The organism is Bradyrhizobium lablabi, assembly GCF_900141755.1.
Classification (GTDB): Bacteria; Pseudomonadota; Alphaproteobacteria; order Rhizobiales; family Xanthobacteraceae; genus Bradyrhizobium; species Bradyrhizobium lablabi_A.
This window is the reverse complement of sequence record NZ_LT670844.1, coordinates 7,303,849-7,324,563: the sequence shown is the minus strand read 5'-3', so window position 1 is coordinate 7,324,563 and position 20,715 is coordinate 7,303,849. Positions and strand designations below refer to the sequence as shown.

The window sequence follows — 20,715 nt, the reverse complement described above, 5'->3', positions numbered from 1 at the left end:
TTTCCCCAAAAGATTGCCGGCTTCTGCGAGGATCAATCGTTCGACGCCGCCGGGGCTGACGCTGCAGGCGCCGGCGCAGTCGGCGCGATCTGAACCGGGGCGGCGGCGCTGCGAGCGGGCTTGGCTGCAGCCGGCTTTTTCGCTGACGCCAAGGCCGAGGCTGGTGGACGCGGTGACGGCAGCGGCGCGTTCGCCGCCGGTGCCGCCGCAGCCGCGCGCGGCGCAGGCGCCGTGCCCGGTTCCGGCGTCATGATGCTGACGGGCGGGGTCGAGGCTGCGGAGGGAAACTCGGCGTTGGTGGGTTTGCCCGTCGGCATGGTCGGCGCAAGTGCTGCTACTGGAGCCGCAGCCGTGGGCGGCGGCGCGTTCCACGACGGCGCGTAACGCGCGATCAGGCCCTCATAGGTCCGCTCGTCCATGTTGACGACGATCTGGTGATAATCCGTCAGCGCGCGGAACGCCGCGCAGTCCGCGGCGGTGCAATGGTCGCGCGCGGCGAGCACGTAAGCCATCAGCCCGTAGCGGTCGCGTTCGATCGCGCGGCGCACCATCTGCAATTCAGGCGTCATGCTCTTGTTGGCGGTGGTGACATCGCCGAGCGCGGTCAGCCGCGTGATCTGGGACGCCGCATAGGACAGCGCCGCCGCCGCGGTTTCGGGCGCACCGAACAGCGCTTTTTCGCACGCCGTCAGCACGGTCTCCCCGGCAATATCGTCGATACACGACAGTGCCGGCAGCGCGATGCTCGCCTGCCGGGAAGATGGCGGCTCGGAAGACGCTGTCCTATCGAAAGGACCGAAGCCGCGGATGGTGGCGGCGGCCGCGATGCCGATCGCCAATAGCGTGATCACCGTCAGCGCGCCGTTGGCGACCGATTTCTCGGCGCGCAACAGCGTGATCAGAACGATGATCCCGAAGAATCCCGCCGCGGCCAGCGTCAGCCACATCGGGAAAGTTGGCGAACGCCAGATATGATCAAGCGAGCTAGCCCAGGCCCAGTTCATGCGCGATGTCCCCTCGACGCAGCACAAACGCATTCAGCGAAAGTGAGTGCGTCCATTTCCGCACTCAGATTCTGGCAGAATGGTTCTGCGAACGGGGCCTTTTCACGGCAGCGACGCGGAATCCGCGTCACCCGGCCGTGTGTACCATCCGTCGGTCCGCGCTATTTGTCAGCTCGCGCTATTTGTCAGCTAATGTCGAGCTGACTTTCCTTGGCCACCCGTTCGAAGGCCTCGGTCGAGCTTTTGATCCGGTACTGGCAGTCGTCGCCGTCGGTCGGGAGCAGGCGGACCACCTCATAGGTGCCGCTGGCGGCTGGACGTGCGACATTGCTGGCAGTGAAATAGACGGTCTCTCCAACGGTGAATTTGTGCTTCAACACCCTCTCCATCACAACAAAAGTCGGCCGCGCTCACGGTCCCGCTGCAACGGCTGACTGGAAAACCCGGGCGCGGTATAGCACGGCGGCGGCCGCGTTGGCCAGTTACATCCGCACATGGCAAATACGCGGATTTTGCAGGTTTTTCAGCACGATAAAGGCAATTCGGCGGGTAACCGGCAAATCTACTAGGCGCCGCCGCGAACTCGCTTCTGCCCCGCTTTAAGCCGTATGTGGGAGCTTGCCGTTCGGACTAGCGTGATCGATGACCGCGGGCAGCACCTGCGCCAAAACCGGGCCGAGCTGATCGATCGGGATATTGAACCGGGCCGCCAGTTGCTTGACGGTGTCGCTGCCCAGCACCTGCTGCAGTTGGTCGGCCGTGATCGGCAGGTTCTGACCGTTTCCGAGCCAGGATTTGACCTGATCGCCGAGGCCTGCCTGCTGCAGCTTGGCGACGATCGCGTTGAGCCCGCCCTGGCTGCCATTGCCGAGCACTTCGCTCAGCACGACCGGCACCACGGCCGACTCGAGCTGGCCGAGGATCCCCTTGAACGCCGGTGAATTTTCAAGTGAATCGAGAATTCCCATGGCCAGGCCCTTTCGCTGGATGCGGTTGTTAGGATTCAGACCGCTTTCGCCAGCTCCCGTCAAGCTGCGAATATGACCAAGCTTGGCGCAAATTAGCGCTTACACCGTCTCAAATTTGTCAATGACGATGGTTTCGACGAGCCCCGCTCTGGTCCATTCCTGAAACGCCGCTAACGACATCATCGTCTCCATATAAGCCTTTGCTTCCGGCGCCACCTCAATCGCGTAAGTGCGGAAGCGATGCACCACCGGCGCAAACATGGCGTCGGCGCCGCCGAAGGCGCCGAACAAAAACGGCCCCGAGGTTCCGTAGCGCGCGCGGCATTCGAGCCAGATTTGTTCGATGCGCGCGATATTGGCGCGCGCATCGTCCGACAGCGCGACGGCGCCGACCGGGCGATGCAGGTTCATGCCGCATTCGTTGCGCAAGGCCGCAAAGCCCGAATGCATCTCCGCTGAAATCGACCGCGCATGCGCGCGGGCCGCGCGGTCCTCCGGCCACAGCCGCGCGTCGGGAAATTTTTCGGCGACGTATTCGATGATCGCAAGCGAATCCCAGATCGTGATGTCGCCATCGATCAGCGCCGGCACCTTGCCGGAATGGGTGAAACCAAGAATCCGCTGCTTGTCGGCCGCACCCGTATAGAGCGGGATGAAGATTTCGTCGAATGCGATGTTGCTGGCGCGCAGCGCCAGCCACGGCCGCATCGACCACGACGAGTAGTTCTTGTTGCCGATCACGAGCGTCAAGGCCATGCGAGAAAATCCCTTCAATCCGTTCGTCATCCTGCCATAGCGCGCCGGAAGTGTTCAACCGCACATCCGCCACCGTGCCGGTTGCCGCGATTGCCCACGCATGGCAGCATTCGCGCTCCATTGGGGGCGGCGATGCGTGCATATTTGGTCGATATCCTAGCGGTTGCCTTCTTCATCCTTGAATGGAGCGTGTACGCCGTCACGCTGGAGCATACCAAATACGGGCGCGACAGCCTCTCCGCCCGCATGCATGCCTATCGCGAGGTCTGGATCCGCCGCATGCTCGACCGCCAGGCCCGCATGGTCGACATGCAGATCATGGCGTCGTTGCAAAACGGCACCGCGTTTTTCGCCTCTACCAGCCTGCTCGCGATCGGCGGTGCGCTAGCGCTGTTGCGCTCGACCAGGGATGCGCTCGCGGTATTGAGCGAACTGCCGATCGATCTCAGCCCGACGCCGGCGCTGTGGGAGATCAAATGCGTCGGGCTGACGCTGATCTTCGTCTACGCGTTCTTCAAATTCGCCTGGGCCTACCGGTTGTTCAATTACGTCGCGATCCTGCTCGGCGCGATGCCGCCGGCGGAGGCGCGCGACACGCCGGAAGCCGAAGCGCATGTGATCCGGACCACCAGGCTATTCGAAGCCGCCGGCCGGCATTTCAACCGCGGCCAGCGCGCGTTCTTCTTCGCGCTCGGCTATCTCGGCTGGTTCGTCAGTCCGTGGGTATTGTTTGTCACCACCGCCCTGGTCGTGATCGTCACCTGGCGCCGGCAGTTCGCCTCGAACGCCTGGCGCGCGATGGGGAAATAAGCGCCCGCCCCGCCGTCGCATTGACGCCAAGAATCCACTAAGAACACCGTCAGCCGCCCGTAAAATCCTGCGGCGTAAAACTCAGATCGAGCACTTTCCATTCGCCGTAGCGGTCGGCCGGCAACATCGCGTAGGGCTGGCAAGCCTCGAGCGCTGCGATCGCGTTTTGCATCAAGGCCGGTCCCTTGGCGGAGGCGCTGGCCTCGATCAGGATCGGATCGGCGGCGAGCTTGCCGTCGGGCGCCATCAATACCCGCAATTTTACCCTGATCGGATCGGTGGGCGCGATCGACGCCGGCAGCTTCGAACATGCTTTAAGATGACGGCGAAACTCCGCGATCATGCTGGAAGCGATGTCGGCGGTCTGTGATGCCGGGGCGTCAAATCCGTCGCCAGGTTTGTCTTGTGGCACCGTTGGGGGCAGTTCCGGGGGCAGACCGAGCAGCACGTTGTACTTGATGGTCAGGTCGGGCTGAGGCGGAACGAAGCCCGGCACCGGCGACGTCGCCGGCGGCTGCGGCTGGGCGGCTGCCGGTTGCTTGACAGGGGGCGCATGTGTCGATGCCGCTTGCTTTGGCGTCAGCGCGGCCTGCTTTTGCGGCGGGGCGGCGGCCTCCTGCGGCGCGGCAGATGCCGGTGCTGGCGGAGGCGCTGATTTCGAGGAAAGGTCCAAGGCGTCGGAAGGCTCTTGCTTTGGCAGCTCCAGCCTTGGCGGCTCTTCCTTCTTGGGGGGCGCCGTCACCTCGGCCGGGGAGACGAGATCGACCGTGATCGGCTCGGCCGTGACCGAGCCGAACGGATGCACCTCGGTGAAAATCAGGACCATTGTCAAAATTGACAGATGGCCGATCGCCGACGCCGCGATGCCCGACCGTATGAACCGCAGTGGTTCCACCGTAGTAGTCAATCAACGTTTGCAACGTTTGGGGGCGCCCCTGCCCGCCGCCAGCATAGCGGGCGTTGGCGCGGCCTCAATCCCATTTCGGCGCGAAACCGAAATCGGTTAGCCGGCCCTTGGCGCTTCCCATCTGCGAGATCTGGTTCATCTCCTCCTCCGACAGTTCGAAGTCGAAGATTTCGATATTCTCCGACAGCCGCTCGATCTTCGAGGTTCGCGGGATCGCCGAAACATTCTGCTGCACCAGCCAGCGCAGGCAGACTTGCGCCGCGGTCTTGCCGTGGGCCTGACCGATCCGCGTCAGCGTCGCGTCGCCCTTGATGCGGCCCTTCGCTACCGGACTATAGGCGACCAACGCCATACCATGCCGCGCGCAGGCCTCCCTCACCTTGGTCTGGTCGAGATAGGGATGGAATTCAACCTGGTCGCAGGAGAGCCGCTCGGGACAGGCGGCGACGGCCTCCTCGATCAGCGCTACCGTGAAATTCGAGACGCCGATATGTCTTGCCATGCCGAGCTTCTTGGCGTTGGCCAGCGCGCCCAACGTTTCCGACAGCGGCACGTGCGGATTGGGCCAATGCAGGAGCAACAGGTCGACTTCGGAAAGCCGCAATTTGGTAAGGCTCTCCTTGGTCGAGCGCTCCAGATCGTTCGGCGCGAAATGATTGGTCCAGACCTTGGTGGTCACGAAGACGTCGTCGCGCTTTACCCGCGAGGCGCGAAGCGCCTCGCCGACCTCGCGCTCGTTCTCATAGACCTGCGCCGTGTCGATGTGGCGGTAGCCGAGCCGCAACGCCTGCTCGACCAGCCGGGCGCAGGTGCGCCCACGCAGCTCCCAGGTACCGAGCCCGATGGCTGGGATTTTGACGGCGTTAGCCTCGACATATTGCATCTTGGGAACTCGAACAAAACGAGCCCCATTATGTCCCGCGGCGGCCGCGCTGCCAACAAGGCCGGGACGCAGGTGTGGTGCCGGGATAAGGACTTGCTCCGGTGGTTAAGCTCTCGCCAAAGCGGCAAACACGGTCTCCGGCGCGTGCGCGATCACGGCGAGAAGCGCCCTCGCCGGTCCGCGCGGCATGCGTTTGCCCTGCTCCCAGTTGCGGATGGTCTCGACCGGCACGCCTAATCGCGCGGCGAATTCCTGCTGGGTGAGGCGCGCGCGCCGGCGAAGGTCGCGCACCACCGGAGCAGCCGCGTCGACCGGCATCACCGGCGCGAGCGGAAATTCCTGCCCGTCGCGCAATTCGACGATCCGTCCGTCCGCCTTCAGCCGCAAACGCCGCATGCCCGATCCCCTCGCGAACCGATCATCGTCGAAGCGCATTAATACTCGATTAACGATACAAATAGCTGTCGCGGCGGGCCTATTTCAGCCCGAACCACAGCGTCGCGATGCCGAGGAACGAGAAGAAGCCGACCACGTCGGTAACGGTCGTGACAAACGTGCCTGACGCGACCGCCGGATCGGCGCGCACCCGCTCCAGCACCATCGGAATCAAAATGCCGCCGAGCGCACCGGCCACCAGGTTGCAGATGATCGCAAGCCCGATCACGACGCCGAGCCCGGGGATCTTGAACCAGGCCACCGCGGCGACGCCGGTGATGATCGCAAACGCAAGCCCATTGACGAGGCCGACCAGGCCCTCGCGCACCACCACGCGAAACGCGTTGTTGGAGCCGAGCTCGCGGGTGGCCAACGCGCGCACCGCGACCGTCATGGTTTGCGTGGCGGCATTGCCGCCTTGGCTCGCGACGATTGGCGCCAGCACCGCCAGCGCCACCATCTTCTCCAGTTGGCCTTCGAACAGGCCGAGCACGGAAGAGGCCAGAAAGGCGGTGGCGAGATTGACCAGCAGCCAGTTGAAGCGGCCCCGCGCGATGGTCCAGACATTGTCGGAAAGTTCTTCGTCGCTGGTGACGCCGCCGAGCGCCTTCAAATCCTCATCCGCCTCTTCCTCGATCACGTCGACCACGTCGTCGACCGTGATGACGCCGACCAGCCGGTCTTCGGTATCGACGACGGGCGCGGCGACCAGATTGTATTTCTCGAACAGCCGTGCCACCTCGGCCTGGTCTTCCAGCACCGATACGCGGCGGCGGTCTTCCTCGATCAGGTCGGCGAGCGGCACCGCCCGGCGCGAACGCAATAGCGCGTCGAGCGGCACCGCGCCCTGCAAGCGCTGCGCGCCATCGACCGCGTAGATTTCGTAGAAGCGATCCGGCAGGTCGGGCGTGTCGCGCATGTAGTCGATCGCCTGTCCCGCGGTCCAGTCCGGCGGCACCGCGATGAATTCGGTCTGCATCCGCCGGCCGGCGGAATTTTCGGGAAATTCCAGGCTGCGCTCGAGTGCGACGCGCTCCGAGGGCGGCAGCTTTTCGAGGATTTCCTCCTGCTCCTCCTGGTCCAGCGCCTCGAGCAATTCGACGGCGTCGTCGGATTCGAGTTCGCGAACGCCCTCCGCTAACGTCTCGGGCTCGAGCTCTTCGAGGATCTCCTCGCGGACGGCGCCGTCGACCTCGTCAAGGCCGAGAAGTCGAAATCCGTGCCGGTCAGTTCGACCAGGCTGACACGATCTTGCGGCTCGAGCGCGGCGACCAGATCGCCGAGATCGGCCTCGTGCAGTTCGGCGACCTCCGCGCGCAAGAACGGCGTATCGGCGGCATGGATCGCACGCGTCATCTCCGCGACGAATTCGTGACGAATTTCGCCGTCTTCGTCGCGCATCGGCAGACGGTCGAGCACGGTGGTATCGGCGGGTTGGGCAATTTCGATTCGTTCGGCCATGCCACGCCTCGCCGGTTTGACAGATTTGCAGAATTCGTTTGAGCTATCGCTCCACGCATTACCCAATGGGCAACGCTTAGTGCAATGACAAAGATGCGCCGCGGCAAACCGGCTCGGAAGTTCATGAAATTGGCCGCGGCCGGCTTCGTCGCCTCGATGGCTGGGATCGCGGCGGCCCAGGCCGCGGACTGTCCGCGCCAGGGAACGCTTGGCACCTCGCGCGTCCTCAAGATGGATGCCGCCACCTGGCCGCGGGTAGGATTGAAAAATTATCCGCTGACGCTGCCGCTCGCCGACCACGAGGTGGTACTGACGTTCGACGACGGCCCATGGCCGCCGACTACCCCGAAGGTGCTGGCGGCACTGGCGCACGAATGCGTGCAGGCGACGTTCTTCCTGATCGGCAAGCCGGCTTCCGAACACCCCGATTTGGTGCGACGGATCGCGGCCGAGGGCCACACCATCGGGCATCACACCTGGCTGCACCGCAGTTTGATGCAAATTCCCCCGAGCGAGACCACGGACGAGATCGACCACGGCATATCAGCGGTTGAAATGGCGCTTAACGGGGTTGCAACCACGACCCCGAGCACGCCGTTTTTTCGCTTTCCCGGCTTCGAGACGACACCGGCGACGCTCGAGCTGTTGCAATCGCGCGGTATCGTCGTGTTCGGCACCGACCTCTGGGCCAGCGACTGGAATAAGATGACGCCGAAGCAGGAATTGAGGCTGCTCACCAACCGGCTCAAGAGCGCCGGCAGGGGCATCATCCTGCTGCACGACCCCAAGGCGCAAACCGCTGCCATGCTGCCGGCGTTTCTCCGCTATCTCAGGGACAATCACTATCACGTGGTCCATCTGGTGCCGGCCCGGCCGGGGGTCCAGTTTAGTGGCGTGCCCTGAAATCCGAAATCATGTACGAAAGTCGAACATTAAGGCGCCGTTCATCGCGCCCTATGTAATGATTTGCCCCCAATATGTGAAAGCAGACGGTGTTTCATGATCGGTAATGTGTCAGTCGGCGTCCGGACGCGGCCAGGGGCCGCTCTATTCCTGACACTGCTGCTGGCCTGCATCACCGGCCGGCCCGTCGCTGCCGCCGATTGTCCCGGCCATCCCGACGCGCTCGGCACCTCACGGGTCCTGGTGGTTGATCCGAGGGAGCATCCCCGGATCGGCACCATGCAATATCCGGAAACCTTGCCGCTCGAAGACCATGAGGTTGTGCTGACGTTCGATGACGGGCCGCTGCCGCGCAACAGCAATCAGGTCCTGGACATTCTCGCCTCGCAATGCGTGAAGGCGACCTTCTTCACCATCGGCCGCATGGCGCAGGCCTATCCCGAAGGCGTCCGCAAGCTGCGCGCCGCCGGCCACAGCATCGGCACCCACACCGAGGACCATCCGCTCACGATGGATAAGATGCCGATCGAACGCGCCAAGCAGGAGATCGATGACGGCATTGCCTCGGTGAAAACGGCACTTGGTGACGACGCAGCCCTGGCGCCGTTCTTTCGAGTTCCCGGGCTGCTCCGCGCCGACGGCGTCGAAGAGTATTTGGCATCGCAGGGCATCCAGATCTGGAGCGCCGATTTTCTGGCCGACGACTGGCGGCATATTTCGTCCTCACGCGTGTACGATCTCGCGATCAAGCGGCTCGAGGAGAAGGGCAAAGGCATTCTGCTGCTCCACGACATCCAGGCGCGAACGGTCGCGGCATTGCCGAAGATCCTGCACGAGCTGAAGGCGCGCGGCTACCGCATCGTCCACGTAGTGCCGGCGACGGCGGAGCGGCCGGCGACGCCGACCGAGCCGGTGCAATGGCAGTTGCATCCGCCATCGGAAAATGTGGCGATCTCGCACTGGCCCAAAGTTCCGAATTTTGCCTTTAGCGGCGATGAAACCCTGTCCACCCGCGTGCTGCCGGAGCTGGACTGGCGTGAGGCGCAAGCGATGACGCTTGCGGAGGCGCTCGATCACGGAAGGGGCAACGCGCGCGGCGTTCCGCTGCCCCGCGAAGCCCCCTGGCCGCGGCAAATGGAGCTCCCGTTGGACCGCGCCGCGCCGGAGCTACCGGTGCCGGCGCAGATTATCTTCGAGGTCCAGGAAGGGCTGCACGTCGCCTTGCGCGCCGCGGCGCCCCCGCCTCACCGTACCGAACAAACCGTTGCGGAGCACGAAGTCCGTTCGATCGAGAAGGGCAAATCGCGGCGGGCCAGCCGTGGCAAACCTCACTCCGGGCACGCTCGCCAAATTGCCAGTCACGCAACTCCGCATCCGGCGCAAGGGCATGGCGGCAAGCTGAAGCATTTGGTCCAGGTCAGAAAACGAAGCGCGTGACGGCTTAATTCGTCACGATCTTCGAGACGCACAGCAGCACGACCATCGCCAGAAACAGCAGGTCGATATAGGCATTCACTTCGCCGCCGCGGCGCAGCGCGCTGACGTCGCTGACAATCTGCTTGCGCGAGGCCGATGCGGCGGGGCCTTCACCGCCCAAGGCCGCAAGGCGCCGCGCCTCGAGCTCGAGCCGCTCGACGCGCTGAAAGAAATAAAATGAACGCAATGTCGTGGCCGCGCGCATCGCGGAATAGACCAGCACGAGCAGCGCGAGAACCGCACGCTGCGGATATTTGTCGATGAAATTCAACCCGTAATAGACCATCGCCAGGAAAACAAAGTTGGAGACGAACCGGTAGGCGTGGCCCAGAAATTTCATGCGTATGTTCCCCCCGCGTCCGCCGATGTATGCCAATGTTATCGCAGCAAGGCAACGGACGCGGCGTTTCGGCGCCGGTTGCCCCGTTCCGTTTCCGCAGGGAACAGCGGCGCGGATGTCAGGCATTGACGTACCGGCGTTCCGGCCGGTGCGTCACCATCGCTAGGATTTTGGTGCGCTCGGAGGGACTCGAACCCCCACGATGTTACTCACTGCCACCTCAAGGCAGCGCGTCTACCAATTCCGCCACGAGCGCTAGAGAGATCGGCACGGGGAAGGCCGGGCCGGATCAACGGCGCCGATGTAACAAATCAGGGATGGAGGGACAAGGCCTAGAGGCCTACCGAACGCCGGGGGATTTCGGCAGCATTTGCTTGACTTCGACCGCGATCCGGTTGCGATCGACCAGCACCACGCCGCTGGCGATCGGCAGGTTGTTGGCGAGGATCTTGACCTCGTCCGCCTCGGTGGCGTCCAGTTCGATGATGGCGCCGCGGCTCAGCCGCATTACCTGATGGATGGGCATCGTGGTGGTCCCGAGGACCACCATGAGGTCGACACTGACTTTATCGAGGGTTGGCACTTCCGGAACCTGGACCGACTGACGCTTGCAAAATTGCCTTTAGGAGAGATCACCACGTTATGGTTAGCCAATGGTTAATGACCGCCAAAGCCTTGATTTGACGACGTTCGCGGGCCCTGCTTGCGGCGCGGTCGAATGGCGGATTTCCGGCTCCCAGGTCGCCTATCCCGAGGCCGTGGCGGCCATGGAGGCACGGGTTGCGGAGATCGCGGCCGGCAGCGCGCCGGAACTGGTCTGGCTCTTGGAACACCCCCCGCTCTACACCTTGGGGACCAGCGGCAAGGCCTCGGACCTGCTGGAGCCGAGGTTTCCGATATTTGCCACCGGCCGCGGCGGGCAGCTCACCTATCACGGCCCCGGCCAGCGGGTGGCCTATGTGATGCTCGACCTCAAGCGGCGGCGGCCTGACGTACGGGCCTATGTTGCCGCCCTGGAGCAATGGATCATCCGGACGCTGGCGGCTTTCAATGTACGCGGCGAGCGGCGCGAGGATCGCGTCGGCGTCTGGGTGAAGCGGCCAGACAAGGGCAAAGACTTCGAAGACAAGATTGCCGCCATCGGGGTGCGGCTCAAGCGCTGGGTGTCGTTCCACGGCATCGCGATCAATGTCGAGCCGGAGCTTGCACATTTCGACGCGATCGTACCTTGTGGTGTGGTCGATCCGCGCTACGGCGTCACCAGTCTTGCCGATCTCGGCCATGTCCTGACCATGGCGGACGTCGACATCGCGCTCCGGCAAGCCTTCGAGGAAGTGTTCGGTCCGCGGGAAGCGCGGCTGCCGGTAGCGACAGTCTAGGGGGCCTTCAGGCTGGCTCGGACCGAAGCGCGCCGAGGCCGTGAATGAACACATCCACCGCTGTGGTGCACATCTGTTCGTAAACGACGATTTGGGCTTTGCTTCATCTAGCGGCGCGTTGCGGCGAAACCTCGAGCTTGCCGGCGATGTAGCGACGCTCCTGCGTCAGCCCGCCAAAGCCATAGGCATCACCCCGGACTTCGTCGACGTGGAGATAGCTCTCATTGTGCAGCGGCCCGAGTAATTCGCCCATGCGCTTGAACATGGCCGCGAGATAGGCCGCCTTTTCGTCCTTGGTGTTGGTCCCTTCGCTGATGTGGATGTCGAGCCAGTAGCTGGCGAGCCTCTCGTCCGCGAGCGACTTGCCGCCGGCGAACCAGTCGGCCGCGTCGACTGACTTGACGATGATCGCCGTGACCTTCGGATCCTTGTGCAGGATTTGGGCGGTGAGTTCCGAGACGGCGGCGGCAATGTCGGCCTTCAGCGACGGCGCGGTGCGCGGGCTCGAATAAGTGACAGTGATGAGCGGCATGATCGTTCTCCTAGTGAGCGGCACGCGGTTGATTGCGTGCAATAAACCTAGACCCGCCCGCATCATTTTGGTATCTTATCTATATAAATAGTAATGATAACTGTTCGTGATGATAAGATGACCACCCTCGATATTTCTACGGTACAGGCCTTCCTGCTGGTGGCTGAACTGCAAAGCTTTACCCGCGCAGCGGAAGCGCTCGGCACCACCCAGGCCGCCGTCAGCATGAAGCTGCAGAGGCTCGAGGCCGTGACCGGCAAGCGGCTGGTCGAACGCTCGCCGCGTGCGGTCAGGTTGACGGCCGACGGTGTGGGGTTTCTCGATTCGGCGCGCGCCCTGATGGAGGCCCACGATCGCGCTTTGTCGGGCGAGCGGCCGGCCCGGCAGCAGATGTCGCTCGGGATCAGTGATCATGCCGCGGGTCCGGAACTGGTGCCTCTGCTCGAAAGGCTACATGCGGTGTCCCCCCAGCTTTCGCTCGCGGTGAGCATCGGTTTTTCGCGCAGCCTGCTGGAAGCCTACGATGGCGGAGATCTGGACGCGGTGATCGTGCGGCAGGAAGGCAGCCGGCGCGGCGGCGAGAAGCTGACCGAGGACGAATTCGGCTGGTTCGCTGCGCCGCGGCTGCAATGGCACCGCGGCGAAAAGTTGCGGCTGGCGACGCTGGCGCCACCTTGCGGGGTGCGCGCGACCGCGGTTCGCGCGCTGGAAAAGTCAGGCATCGAGTGGAACGAGGCGTTTGTCGGCGGCGGCGTGACGGCGGTGATCGCGGCCGCGCTCGCGGGCCTCGCGGTCGCGCCCCTGGCGCGGCGGATCGCGCCACCGGGCATGGTCGATATCGGACCCGCAAACGGATTGCCGCAGCTTGGGTTCTCCAAGGTGATGTTGCATTCGAAGGTCAGCGAGCCCTTAAAACTCGCCGCGCTGCGGACGCTAGCGGCAACATTCCGGAGCGTGGTTGCGGCGACCTGAGGGGACGCGGATACTCCTGTTCGCCGCAAATTCAAATCCCGCGCCGACGGCTCCCTTACAGAATGGCCTCGAAAGCACTGCGCAGGGTTTCATGCCGAAACACAAAACCGCTGCTCAAGGCCTTGTTCGGGATCACGCGCTGCCCGCCCAATAGAAGTTCGTCCGCAAAATCGCCGGCCAGATAATGAAGCAATGTTCCCGGAACACGAAATATCGCGGGGCGCCCAAGCCGGTGGCCGAGCTCCTCGGTGAATTTCATGTTGCGGACGGGGATCGGCGCGGTCGCGTTGATCGGTCCGTTGATATCGGGCCTTGCGACGGCATGAACGATCAGGCGGATCAGATCGTCGCGCTCGATCCATGACATCCACTGCTGTCCCGATCCGATCGGGCCGCCAAGTCCGAATTCGAATGGCGTCAGCATCCGCGTCAGCAACCCGCCCTCGGTGCCGACGACCAGACCGATCCGCAAGTAGACGACCCTCACGCCATGTTCTGCCGCGCGGCTTGCCGCTTTCTCCCAGGCATCGCAGAGTTCATGGCTGAAACACGCATGGGCCTTTGCCGACTCGGTCAAGGGCTGATCCTGCCACAGACCGTACCAGCCGATCGCCGAACCGTTGACCAGCACCGCGGGCCGGCGCTCGAGGCGCGCGATCAAGCGAACGATGTCCTCGGTCATCCCGATCCGGGAATCGATCATCTTGCGGCGCTTGGCCTCGGTCCACAGCCCGTTGCCGATCGGCTCACCCGCCAGATTCACGATCGCATCGATCTTGGCATCGGGCGGCAGCTGATCGAGGCTGGTAATCAGGGTGATCGGCGGATGCAGCAGATCAATTTTGGCCGGATTTCGGACCAGCGCGATGACCTGATGACCGGCCTCAGTGAGGCCCGCGACAAGCCGGCTGCCGATGAAGCCGGTTGCGCCGGTGACCATGACGGTCTGCCGTCCGGACAATTCTTTGGCGAGGCCGCCGGCTGGTGCGTGGGTCATTCGCGCCAGACGTTTGGATGCCGCGAAATCACGTAAGCCGCTAACGCCGACGCCAATGGCCGACACCGCGGCAAGGATGCTCCAAAAACCGTGATACGCAGGTTTGACGGCGCTTGCGTCGCCGGCCCATTCGATCAGGATCGGCAGCAACAATACGAGGATGGCGCCGTAATTCAGCGCCAGCAAAGTGTGATTGATCCGTTCGCTCGCCGGAAGTTTCCGGCTCATGTCCTCTTCGACAAAATCCATCAACGTAATGACGACTTCCACGACAAGCACCGCGATCACCAGTATCGCCCAGATGCCGTGAACCTCCAGCCAGCCGAGCGTCAGGAACAGCAGCGCATAAAGCGCGTTGCGCACGCTATGGAGCTGAAGCTCATGCCGCTGCGAAGGCCGCCAGGCCAGCCGCTCCGTCATTTCGTGATGATAAAGCGTATCGAACGCGCCCATCGCGATCTGAATGGCGATCAACGTCCAGAGATACGGTGAGGTCATGACGATGCCTCCTTGAACACGGCAGACTGACGTATGAGCGTGCCGAAGCGGGGATGAACGATTTCGAGCGTGAACTGGAATTCGCCGCGGCCGAGGTCGGTATGGCCAACGGTGAGAACGCCGGGTGTCAGGAACGCCGGCAGCCGCAGCCTGCGACGCCCCAGCTGCAGAAAGTAACCCGCGCTGCGAAACAACAGGGTTTGTCCATCGACCAGGATCCGCAGCGCCATGCACAGGCCGCATCCGACATACTCCTCCAGACCCGTCGGTCCCGCGAAGCGCTTCGATGAATGAATGACCTGCGGAAACCCCTGCCTGCGCGCGCAGATGCGGGTCCAGACCTGCCCGCTCGTCGCCACATCTTCGGTCACGGTCACGATCATCGGAACACGGGTTTCGCTTCCGGTCGGCAGCGGTCCACCAATCAGGCGCGCCGCCTGGGCGAGCCACCAGCCGACCGGAGCGAACCTCGCCTCGACGATCTCGCCGACGTAAACGGTGGTCTCGCCCCCGGCGAGACGCTTTGAGAAACGTCGCCTTGTAGCCGGCGGCAAGCGCTCCCAATCGTCGCGGCACAGCAACGCGCGGAATCTGAAATCGTCGAGGACGATATTTTGATCGGGAACGGTTGGCGCGGGAAGCCTGGAGTGTTTGCCTTGCAACGCCATGATGCGCCCCAGCACGCTTACGCTTTACCTGGACTTCCCTGCCGGCAGGAAACTGACGATCTTTTCGCCGAGCTTCATCAAGGCGACCAGTCTCGGGCGTGGCACGGTCAACATTTGCGTATACCAGCGGTCGACCAATTCGGTGAACGCCAGCATTTCCTTGAGCCGCTTGCTCGCAACCGGGCTCATCGTCGGATCGTCGGCGGCGTCGGTGACGCAGGCGCGCAGCGCTTCGACCGCGGGGTCGATCTCGCGCACCTTGCGGCCGGCGGCGATCCGCGCCGCGACCTCCCAGATATCGGTTTCGGCCTCGAAATGATCGCGGCGGTCGCCGAGGATCGGCACGCGCCGGATCAAATTCCAGGCCAACAGCTCCTTGATGGAGTTGGAGACGTTCGACCGCGCCATGCCCAAAGTGTCCGCGATATCGTCGGCGGTCATCGGGGCTTCGGACAAATAAAGCAGCCCGTGGATCTGGCTCACCGAGCGATTGACGCCCCATTCGTCGCCCATGTCGCCCCAATGCAGGACAAACCGTTCGACCGCGGCCGGCAATTTCTTCTTGGCTGTTATTTCTGTCATGACAGAAATATCTGACAGAAACAGACGGAAGTCAACAGGCCCGGTGCGCCCGCTTGGCGGTGATTTTCGTCAAATTGTCGGGAGTACCGAAAACCGCTCGCCGGCCGCCCGCAGCTTCAGCGCGTCGGGACCAGCGGGTTCCTCCTGCACGGCATCGACCCGCGCCGATGACGGCCCGCGACGGCATAACGCAACCATGTCGGCGACGGCATCCGCAGGCCCCGCAAACACCGCCTCGACACTGCCGTCCCTGCGGTTGCGCACCCAGCCCTCGAGCAAGTGCGCCTGGGCCCGGTGCTCGACCCAGGCGCGGTAGCCGACGCCCTGCACCCTGCCCCGGATCGTCACGTGGCGGATCGCGTCGCTCATCTATTTCTTCAGACCGAGAAACTCAGCGCTGCGCGCTTTGACGTCCGCATCGCGCATCACGCGCCCGGTCAGTTCGGAGGACGCCAGGCCCTTCAGGCTTTTCGGTGACTGGCCCTCGCCCAAGGCTTTGAGCGTCTCGTAGACCGCCTGCGTCGCGGCGGCGATCGGCGCATGGCCCTGCAGCGCGATCCGCACCCGTTGCGAAGCGAGGTAACCGAGATCGGACATTTCTTCGGGCGCGCCGCCGAGCACGATCGGCAGTGTCGTCGCACGGGCGATCGCCTCCAGTTCGGATCGCGCCTTGATGCCGGTGACGAACAGCGCATCGACACCCGTCGCCTCATAGGCTTTGGCGCGCGCGATCGCATCATCGAGCGAGGTGATCGATGCAGCACCCGTGCGGCCGATGATGACCAACTCCGGATCGTCGCGCGCATCGAGCGCCGCCTTCATCTTGCCGACGCCTTCGCTAAGCGGAATCAGTTGCGTCGCAGTCTGCCCAAAGGCCTGCGGCAGCAAAGTGTCCTCGATGGTGAGGCCGGCGGCGCCCGCAATTTCCAGTTCCTCCACGGTGCGGCGGACATTGAGCGCGTTGCCGTAGCCATGGTCGGCATCGACCAGAACCGGCAAGGCTGCCGCGCGCGACATCCGGCGCATCTGCTCGGCCAGCTCCGTCAGCGTGATCAGCGCGACGTCGGGGTCGCCGAGCACCGCGAGCGAGGCCACCGATCCCCCGAACATGCCGACTTCAAAACCGAGGTCCTCGGCAATGCGGATCGATATCGCGTCATAGACCGAGCCGGGCCGAATGCACGTCGATCCCGACAGGATCGAACGCAAGGCAACACGGCGCTTTTGGAAAGTCATCGGGGAACCTCTTTAGGACTTACTGTCATTCCGGGATGGTGCGTTAGCACCAGACCCGGAATCTCGAGATTCCGGGTTCGATGCTTCGCATCGCCCCGGAATGACGATATTACGCAAATTCCAAGATCAGCGCATCGACCGCCAGCGTCGCGCCGGCGGCGGCGTGGATTTTCTTCACCGTGCCGTCGCGCTCGGCGCGCAGCACGTTCTGCATCTTCATCGCCTCGACCACCGCGAGCGTCTCGCCGGCCTTGACCTCCTGGCCCTCGGTCACAGCGATCGACACCACGAGCCCGGGCATCGGACACAATAGTTTCTTGCCGGTATCAGCCTTGGCGCCGACCGGCATCAGCCGCGCCGCCGTAGCCTCGGTCTCCGTGAAGACGTTGACCGCGACCTCGAACCCCTGATGCGCGAGGCGAAAGCCGTTGGCGATCGGGCGCACCTGCATCGCCACGATATGCCCGTCGATGGTGCCCTGCCAAACCGGGTCACCCGGCACCCAGGGCGAGACCAGAAGATGCGGTGCGCCGAGCGTGCCGTCGGCGCCAACAAACCGTACCGCGATCCCGGCCGCCTCGCGGGCAACATCGAGCGCGATCTCGTCACGCTCGAGCCACACCGCGCGGCGGCGCTCGCGCTGCACCAGCCGGCCGTTCATCTGGCCCGAAATCTGCCGCTTGCGCTCGCCGATCACATGATCGATCGCAGCCCCGACCGCGGCCAAGCGTCGCGCGATCTCGCCTTCGGGGGTTCGGACCGCAAACCCCTTCGGAAATTCTTCCGCGATAAAGCCGGTGGAAAGATTGCCGCCGCGCCAGCGCGGATGGTTCATCAGCGCCGAGAGGAACGGAATGTTGTGGCGGATGCCGTCGATGTAGAACGAATCGAGCGCGGTCGATTGCGCCTCGATGGCAGCCGCCCGCGAAGGTGCATGGGTGACGAGTTTGGCGATCATCGGATCGTAATAGATCGAGATCTCGCCGCCCTCCTGCACGCCGGTGTCGTTGCGCACGGTGATGCCATCCGCGGTGCTTTCAGCGGGCGGCCGGTATTTCACCAGCCGGCCGATCGACGGCAGAAAATTGCGGAACGGGTCTTCGGCATAAACCCGCGTCTCCACCGCCCAGCCGGTCAGCGTGACGTCCTTTTGCGCCAACGCGAGCTTCTCGCCGGCGGCGACCCGGATCATCTGCTCGACCAGGTCGATCCCGGTGATCAACTCGGTGACGGGGTGCTCGACCTGCAGGCGGGTGTTCATCTCGAGGAAAAAAAAGCTCTTGTCCTGGCCGGCGACGAATTCGACCGTGCCGGCGGAATCGTAATTGACGGCTTTCGCCAGCGCCACCGCCTGTTCGCCCATCTGGCGGCGGGTGGTTTCATCGAGCAGCGGCGACGGCGCTTCCTCGATCACCTTCTGATTGCGGCGCTGGATCGAGCATTCACGCTCGCCGAGATAGATCACCTTGCCGTGCTTGTCGCCCAGCACCTGGATCTCGATGTGGCGGGGATCGACGATGAACTTCTCGATGAAAACGCGATCGTCGCCGAACGAGGACTTGGCTTCCGCCTTGGCGAGGTTGAACCCTTCCGCCACTTCCGACTTCGAATGCGCGATCCGCATGCCCTTGCCGCCGCCGCCGGCGGAGGCTTTTATCATTACGGGATAGCCAATTTCGTCGGCGATTCTCACTGCATGCTTTTCGTCTTCGATGACGCCGAGGTGGCCCGGCACCGTCGAAACTTTTGCCTTCGCTGCGGCCTTTTTCGATTCGATCTTGTCGCCCATGGCGGCGATCGCCCCGGCATTGGGGCCGATGAAGACGATACCGGCCTCGGACAGCGCGCGCGGAAAGGCTTCGCGCTCGGACAGGAAACCGTAGCCGGGATGCACCGCCTCGGCGCCCGTCTTGCGGCAGGCCTCGATGATCTTGTTCATCAAGAGGTAGCTCTCGGCCGCGGCCGGCGGTCCGATCAGGACGGCATCGTCGGCCATTTCGACATGGAGCGCGTCGCGGTCGGCCTCGGAGTAGACCGCAACCGTCTCTATTCCCATGCGGCGGGCAGTCTTGATGATCCGGCAGGCGATCTCGCCGCGATTGGCGATCAGAATTCGTTTGAACATTTGCTTGCTTACTTGAAAACCTCTGGGGCGGGACTTTGCCTAGCGGGACAGGGCCGCAATCTGGCACGCGGGGGCAGACGTAACAATTCCGTCGTACAGCAAAACGAACGGGAGGCAACGGTCTATATCGGCAGTCTTATCAGACTTGCGAGTTCTCTCATTCGCGTCAGCGGCACGTCAGCCCGAATAGGTGTGAAATCTGCCGCGGGTATAGGCGTGCGAAACGGCCTTCATCAGCTCGCTCACCTCGGACTCCAGATAATCATTGGCAACGATCAGCGCGCGGATCGTGGCGCGCACGTCCCCGCCGCAGGCCGTGATCGCCTGGTCCACGGCGGCTTCCAACCCGTCATCATCCTGCGTGCTCGACTGTGAACGAGAGGACATGACGTGTTCCAATTATTTGCTATTCCCGAATGTTCCTATTTTGTTCTGACTATGTCAAGATGGAAGCGAGTTCGTTGCAGTCTTCGATATGACCTTATTCGATTGCCGTTATCTCGGCCTCGTCGCGCCCGGCCCTGACGACATCTCCGACGGCCTTCCTGAGAAGTGCGCGGGCGAGCGGAGACGCGTGCGAGATCGTTCCGTGCGCGGGATCGGCCTCGTCCTCTCCGACGATGCGAAAGGTCTGCTGCCGTCCATCATCGCGAACGATCGTCACGGTACTTCCGAACTGAACATTGGAAATATCGGGATCGGGGGCGACGAGCTGCGCGCTGGCGCGTCGGGAATTCCAGTAACGAAGATCGCGCGCGGCCTTCGCCAGCGCATCGCGGTCGCCCGCCGCCTGGGCTTCGCCATGGCTCCGCCGTGCCACCTCCAGCGCCGCCTCGATCAATTCCAATCCACGCTGGGTGACATAATTCGGATGCTCGGAAAGGGCGCGATCCGGCAAGTCCTCGACGAAATGGTCTTCGTTTACAAAGGCTCTGCTCATGGGAGAAATATGGGTGTCATCAGTGCATTTTGAATGCCCGCAAACGACGGTCGGGAACGGTTCCGGAAGCGGAACGTTCTCCAGAGCGTCCGCAACGAGTGCTCCACCGTGACGCAGCTTGCCCTTTTTCCGAACCCCCGCACCGGCCCCGCGGGCCTGCGCTACCAGCCTGAATTCATCTCGCAGACGACTGAACGCGAACTCGTCTCCCGCATTTCGGAGCTGCCGCTGCAGCCGTTTCAGTTCGGCGCGTTCGAGGGCAAAAGGCGGGTCGCCTCGTTCGGCTTCCGCTACGATTACGAGCAGAGAAAGCTGCGAGAAGCTGACCCAATCCCTACATGGCTCACACCGATCATTGCTGCGGTCGAGAAGTTCGGCGATCTGCCGGGCGGAAGCGTTCGCCAGATCCTTTGCACCGAATACGATGTCGGCGTCGGCATCGGGTGGCACCGCGATAAGCCACACTTCGACAAAGTGTTCGGGCTCTCGCTGGAAGCTTCTTGCAGGTTTCGGTTTCGCCGCGCCGTCGGAGACAAATGGGAGCGCTTCGCGCTCGCCGCCGAACCGCGCTCGCTCTACATGATGAGCGGCGAATCCCGCCACGTGTGGGAGCACAGCATCCCCGCGGTCGAGCAGCGTCGATACTCGATCACTTTCAGAACAATGAAAGCTGAGGGGCGTTGAGCCCGCGATCCGCCCGATGGCCCCTTCCGGGTTCGCTGTTGGCAAGCCGGAAGTTGGTTACAGAATGCCCGCCCATGCTAGTAAGCTCTGACCAAACACGAACTGTGCGAGAAGAAAATGCGGTCACGAGCATCCATCCAGGCGAGTTCGACGTCCTGG

General features: G+C 63.4%; 24 protein-coding genes, 1 tRNA gene and 1 pseudogene. 6 read left to right on the top strand and 20 right to left on the bottom strand.

Going from position 1 to position 20,715, the window contains the following annotated elements:
- Positions 1-32: 32 nt before the first annotated feature.
- From B5526_RS34185 to B5526_RS34170, 4 genes are all read right to left on the bottom strand, one after another.
- Positions 33-1,004: a hypothetical protein gene (locus tag B5526_RS34185; RefSeq protein WP_079544058.1), complete on the bottom strand. Its 972-nt coding sequence runs from the start codon at positions 1,002-1,004 to the stop codon at positions 33-35.
- A 185-nt stretch (positions 1,005-1,189) separates the two neighbouring features.
- On the bottom strand, positions 1,190-1,393 hold the full coding sequence (locus B5526_RS34180) for a hypothetical protein (RefSeq protein WP_154071599.1): 204 nt from the start codon (positions 1,391-1,393) through the stop codon (positions 1,190-1,192).
- A 210-nt stretch (positions 1,394-1,603) separates the two neighbouring features.
- Complete coding sequence (locus tag B5526_RS34175; protein ID WP_079544057.1) at positions 1,604-1,972, bottom strand: YidB family protein; 369 nt, start codon at positions 1,970-1,972, stop codon at positions 1,604-1,606.
- Positions 1,973-2,071: 99 nt separating this feature from the next.
- Complete coding sequence (locus B5526_RS34170) at positions 2,072-2,728, bottom strand: glutathione S-transferase family protein (protein ID WP_079544056.1); 657 nt, start codon at positions 2,726-2,728, stop codon at positions 2,072-2,074.
- Between the two features lie 132 nt (positions 2,729-2,860).
- Here B5526_RS34170 and B5526_RS34165 point away from each other — a divergent pair, with 132 nt between their 5' ends.
- On the top strand, positions 2,861-3,538 hold the full coding sequence (locus B5526_RS34165) for a DUF599 domain-containing protein (RefSeq protein WP_079545853.1): 678 nt from the start codon (positions 2,861-2,863) through the stop codon (positions 3,536-3,538).
- Positions 3,539-3,587: 49 nt separating this feature from the next.
- Here the strand turns inward: B5526_RS34165 and B5526_RS34160 are convergent, their stop codons facing one another.
- The 4 genes and pseudogenes from B5526_RS34160 to mgtE form a co-directional block, all read right to left on the bottom strand.
- Entirely contained in the window at positions 3,588-4,364 is a 777-nt protein-coding gene (locus B5526_RS34160; protein WP_244562138.1) for a hypothetical protein, read from the bottom strand.
- A 145-nt stretch (positions 4,365-4,509) separates the two neighbouring features.
- Complete coding sequence (locus B5526_RS34155) at positions 4,510-5,328, bottom strand: aldo/keto reductase (RefSeq protein WP_079544054.1); 819 nt, start codon at positions 5,326-5,328, stop codon at positions 4,510-4,512.
- 105 nt (positions 5,329-5,433) lie between these two features.
- Positions 5,434-5,724: a helix-turn-helix domain-containing protein gene (locus B5526_RS34150; protein ID WP_079545850.1), complete on the bottom strand. Its 291-nt coding sequence runs from the start codon at positions 5,722-5,724 to the stop codon at positions 5,434-5,436.
- A 79-nt stretch (positions 5,725-5,803) separates the two neighbouring features.
- Positions 5,804-7,224, bottom strand: a pseudogene (gene mgtE, locus B5526_RS34145) (magnesium transporter).
- Positions 7,225-7,347: 123 nt separating this feature from the next.
- On the opposite strand from mgtE, the gene B5526_RS34140 reads away from it, so the two are divergent.
- On the top strand, positions 7,348-8,127 hold the full coding sequence (locus B5526_RS34140; protein ID WP_244562137.1) for a polysaccharide deacetylase family protein: 780 nt from the start codon (positions 7,348-7,350) through the stop codon (positions 8,125-8,127).
- Between the two features lie 96 nt (positions 8,128-8,223).
- Positions 8,224-9,564 (top strand): polysaccharide deacetylase family protein, encoded by a 1,341-nt coding sequence (locus tag B5526_RS34135; RefSeq protein WP_079544053.1) that lies wholly within the window; start codon positions 8,224-8,226, stop codon positions 9,562-9,564.
- Positions 9,565-9,568: 4 nt separating this feature from the next.
- On the opposite strand, the gene B5526_RS34130 is transcribed toward B5526_RS34135, so the two are convergent.
- The 3 genes from B5526_RS34130 to B5526_RS34120 all read right to left on the bottom strand — a co-directional run bounded on the left by B5526_RS34130 (position 9,569) and on the right by B5526_RS34120 (position 10,526).
- Positions 9,569-9,943, bottom strand: a complete 375-nt coding sequence (locus tag B5526_RS34130) for a hypothetical protein (protein ID WP_079544052.1) — start codon at positions 9,941-9,943, stop codon at positions 9,569-9,571.
- 171 nt (positions 9,944-10,114) lie between these two features.
- Positions 10,115-10,199, bottom strand: a tRNA-Leu gene (locus tag B5526_RS34125).
- An 84-nt stretch (positions 10,200-10,283) separates the two neighbouring features.
- The gene (locus B5526_RS34120) at positions 10,284-10,526 is read right to left on the bottom strand and encodes a FliM/FliN family flagellar motor switch protein (RefSeq protein WP_079544051.1); all 243 of its coding nucleotides are present in this window, start codon (positions 10,524-10,526) and stop codon (positions 10,284-10,286) included.
- A gap of 70 nt (positions 10,527-10,596) precedes the next feature.
- Here B5526_RS34120 and lipB point away from each other — a divergent pair, with 70 nt between their 5' ends.
- On the top strand, positions 10,597-11,322 hold the full coding sequence (lipB, locus tag B5526_RS34115; RefSeq protein ID WP_079544050.1) for a lipoyl(octanoyl) transferase LipB: 726 nt from the start codon (positions 10,597-10,599) through the stop codon (positions 11,320-11,322).
- Positions 11,323-11,425: 103 nt separating this feature from the next.
- Here lipB and B5526_RS34110 read toward each other — a convergent pair whose 3' ends face one another.
- Positions 11,426-11,854: a tautomerase family protein gene (locus B5526_RS34110; protein WP_079544049.1), complete on the bottom strand. Its 429-nt coding sequence runs from the start codon at positions 11,852-11,854 to the stop codon at positions 11,426-11,428.
- Positions 11,855-11,971: 117 nt separating this feature from the next.
- On the opposite strand from B5526_RS34110, the gene B5526_RS34105 reads away from it, so the two are divergent.
- On the top strand, positions 11,972-12,826 hold the full coding sequence (locus B5526_RS34105; RefSeq protein ID WP_079544048.1) for a LysR family transcriptional regulator: 855 nt from the start codon (positions 11,972-11,974) through the stop codon (positions 12,824-12,826).
- 55 nt (positions 12,827-12,881) lie between these two features.
- Here the strand turns inward: B5526_RS34105 and B5526_RS34100 are convergent, their stop codons facing one another.
- The 8 genes from B5526_RS34100 to greA form a co-directional block, all read right to left on the bottom strand.
- Positions 12,882-14,321 (bottom strand): TIGR01777 family oxidoreductase, encoded by a 1,440-nt coding sequence (locus tag B5526_RS34100; protein ID WP_079544047.1) that lies wholly within the window; start codon positions 14,319-14,321, stop codon positions 12,882-12,884.
- Positions 14,318-14,989, bottom strand: a complete 672-nt coding sequence (locus tag B5526_RS34095) for a DUF4166 domain-containing protein (RefSeq protein WP_079545845.1) — start codon at positions 14,987-14,989, stop codon at positions 14,318-14,320. Before B5526_RS34095 ends, B5526_RS34100 begins: the two co-directional genes overlap by 4 nt.
- 24 nt (positions 14,990-15,013) lie before the next feature.
- The gene (locus B5526_RS34090) at positions 15,014-15,571 is read right to left on the bottom strand and encodes a GbsR/MarR family transcriptional regulator (protein WP_079544046.1); all 558 of its coding nucleotides are present in this window, start codon (positions 15,569-15,571) and stop codon (positions 15,014-15,016) included.
- 69 nt (positions 15,572-15,640) lie between these two features.
- Positions 15,641-15,940, bottom strand: coding sequence for an acylphosphatase (locus tag B5526_RS34085; RefSeq protein ID WP_079544045.1), 300 nt, complete (start codon positions 15,938-15,940; stop codon positions 15,641-15,643).
- The gene (locus B5526_RS34080) at positions 15,941-16,807 is read right to left on the bottom strand and encodes an isocitrate lyase/PEP mutase family protein (RefSeq protein WP_079544044.1); all 867 of its coding nucleotides are present in this window, start codon (positions 16,805-16,807) and stop codon (positions 15,941-15,943) included. It abuts the gene before it with no gap.
- A 109-nt stretch (positions 16,808-16,916) separates the two neighbouring features.
- Positions 16,917-18,932, bottom strand: a complete 2,016-nt coding sequence (locus B5526_RS34075; RefSeq protein WP_079544043.1) for an acetyl-CoA carboxylase biotin carboxylase subunit — start codon at positions 18,930-18,932, stop codon at positions 16,917-16,919.
- A 177-nt stretch (positions 18,933-19,109) separates the two neighbouring features.
- Positions 19,110-19,319 carry a hypothetical protein gene (locus tag B5526_RS34070; protein ID WP_079544042.1) on the bottom strand — a complete coding sequence of 70 codons (210 nt, stop codon included), beginning with the start codon at positions 19,317-19,319 and terminating at the stop codon, positions 19,110-19,112.
- 94 nt (positions 19,320-19,413) lie between these two features.
- The gene (gene greA, locus B5526_RS34065) at positions 19,414-19,872 is read right to left on the bottom strand and encodes a transcription elongation factor GreA (RefSeq protein WP_079544041.1); all 459 of its coding nucleotides are present in this window, start codon (positions 19,870-19,872) and stop codon (positions 19,414-19,416) included.
- A 108-nt stretch (positions 19,873-19,980) separates the two neighbouring features.
- On the opposite strand from greA, the gene B5526_RS34060 reads away from it, so the two are divergent.
- Complete coding sequence (locus tag B5526_RS34060) at positions 19,981-20,556, top strand: alpha-ketoglutarate-dependent dioxygenase AlkB (protein ID WP_079545842.1); 576 nt, start codon at positions 19,981-19,983, stop codon at positions 20,554-20,556.
- Positions 20,557-20,715 lie beyond the last annotated feature (159 nt).

Coding starts and splice junctions, on each gene's coding strand:
- B5526_RS34175 (WP_079544057.1), bottom strand. CDS start 1,972: ATGGGAATTCTCGATTCACTTGAAAATTCACCGGCGTTCAAGGGGATC.
- B5526_RS34170 (WP_079544056.1), bottom strand. CDS start 2,728: ATGGCCTTGACGCTCGTGATCGGCAACAAGAACTACTCGTCGTGGTCG.
- B5526_RS34110 (WP_079544049.1), bottom strand. CDS start 11,854: ATGCCGCTCATCACTGTCACTTATTCGAGCCCGCGCACCGCGCCGTCG.
- B5526_RS34150 (WP_079545850.1), bottom strand. CDS start 5,724: ATGCGGCGTTTGCGGCTGAAGGCGGACGGACGGATCGTCGAATTGCGC.
- greA (WP_079544041.1), bottom strand. CDS start 19,872: ATGAGCAGAGCCTTTGTAAACGAAGACCATTTCGTCGAGGACTTGCCG.
- B5526_RS34085 (WP_079544045.1), bottom strand. CDS start 15,940: ATGAGCGACGCGATCCGCCACGTGACGATCCGGGGCAGGGTGCAGGGC.
- B5526_RS34095 (WP_079545845.1), bottom strand. CDS start 14,989: ATGGCGTTGCAAGGCAAACACTCCAGGCTTCCCGCGCCAACCGTTCCC.
- B5526_RS34070 (WP_079544042.1), bottom strand. CDS start 19,319: ATGTCCTCTCGTTCACAGTCGAGCACGCAGGATGATGACGGGTTGGAA.
- B5526_RS34180 (WP_154071599.1), bottom strand. CDS start 1,393: ATGGAGAGGGTGTTGAAGCACAAATTCACCGTTGGAGAGACCGTCTAT.
- B5526_RS34185 (WP_079544058.1), bottom strand. CDS start 1,004: ATGAACTGGGCCTGGGCTAGCTCGCTTGATCATATCTGGCGTTCGCCA.
- B5526_RS34100 (WP_079544047.1), bottom strand. CDS start 14,321: ATGACCTCACCGTATCTCTGGACGTTGATCGCCATTCAGATCGCGATG.
- B5526_RS34075 (WP_079544043.1), bottom strand. CDS start 18,932: ATGTTCAAACGAATTCTGATCGCCAATCGCGGCGAGATCGCCTGCCGG.
- B5526_RS34130 (WP_079544052.1), bottom strand. CDS start 9,943: ATGAAATTTCTGGGCCACGCCTACCGGTTCGTCTCCAACTTTGTTTTC.
- B5526_RS34090 (WP_079544046.1), bottom strand. CDS start 15,571: ATGACAGAAATAACAGCCAAGAAGAAATTGCCGGCCGCGGTCGAACGG.
- B5526_RS34080 (WP_079544044.1), bottom strand. CDS start 16,807: ATGACTTTCCAAAAGCGCCGTGTTGCCTTGCGTTCGATCCTGTCGGGA.
- B5526_RS34135 (WP_079544053.1), top strand. CDS start 8,224: ATGATCGGTAATGTGTCAGTCGGCGTCCGGACGCGGCCAGGGGCCGCT.
- B5526_RS34155 (WP_079544054.1), bottom strand. CDS start 5,328: ATGCAATATGTCGAGGCTAACGCCGTCAAAATCCCAGCCATCGGGCTC.
- B5526_RS34105 (WP_079544048.1), top strand. CDS start 11,972: ATGACCACCCTCGATATTTCTACGGTACAGGCCTTCCTGCTGGTGGCT.
- B5526_RS34160 (WP_244562138.1), bottom strand. CDS start 4,364: ATGGTCCTGATTTTCACCGAGGTGCATCCGTTCGGCTCGGTCACGGCC.
- B5526_RS34165 (WP_079545853.1), top strand. CDS start 2,861: ATGCGTGCATATTTGGTCGATATCCTAGCGGTTGCCTTCTTCATCCTT.
- lipB (WP_079544050.1), top strand. CDS start 10,597: ATGGTTAATGACCGCCAAAGCCTTGATTTGACGACGTTCGCGGGCCCT.
- B5526_RS34140 (WP_244562137.1), top strand. CDS start 7,348: ATGAAATTGGCCGCGGCCGGCTTCGTCGCCTCGATGGCTGGGATCGCG.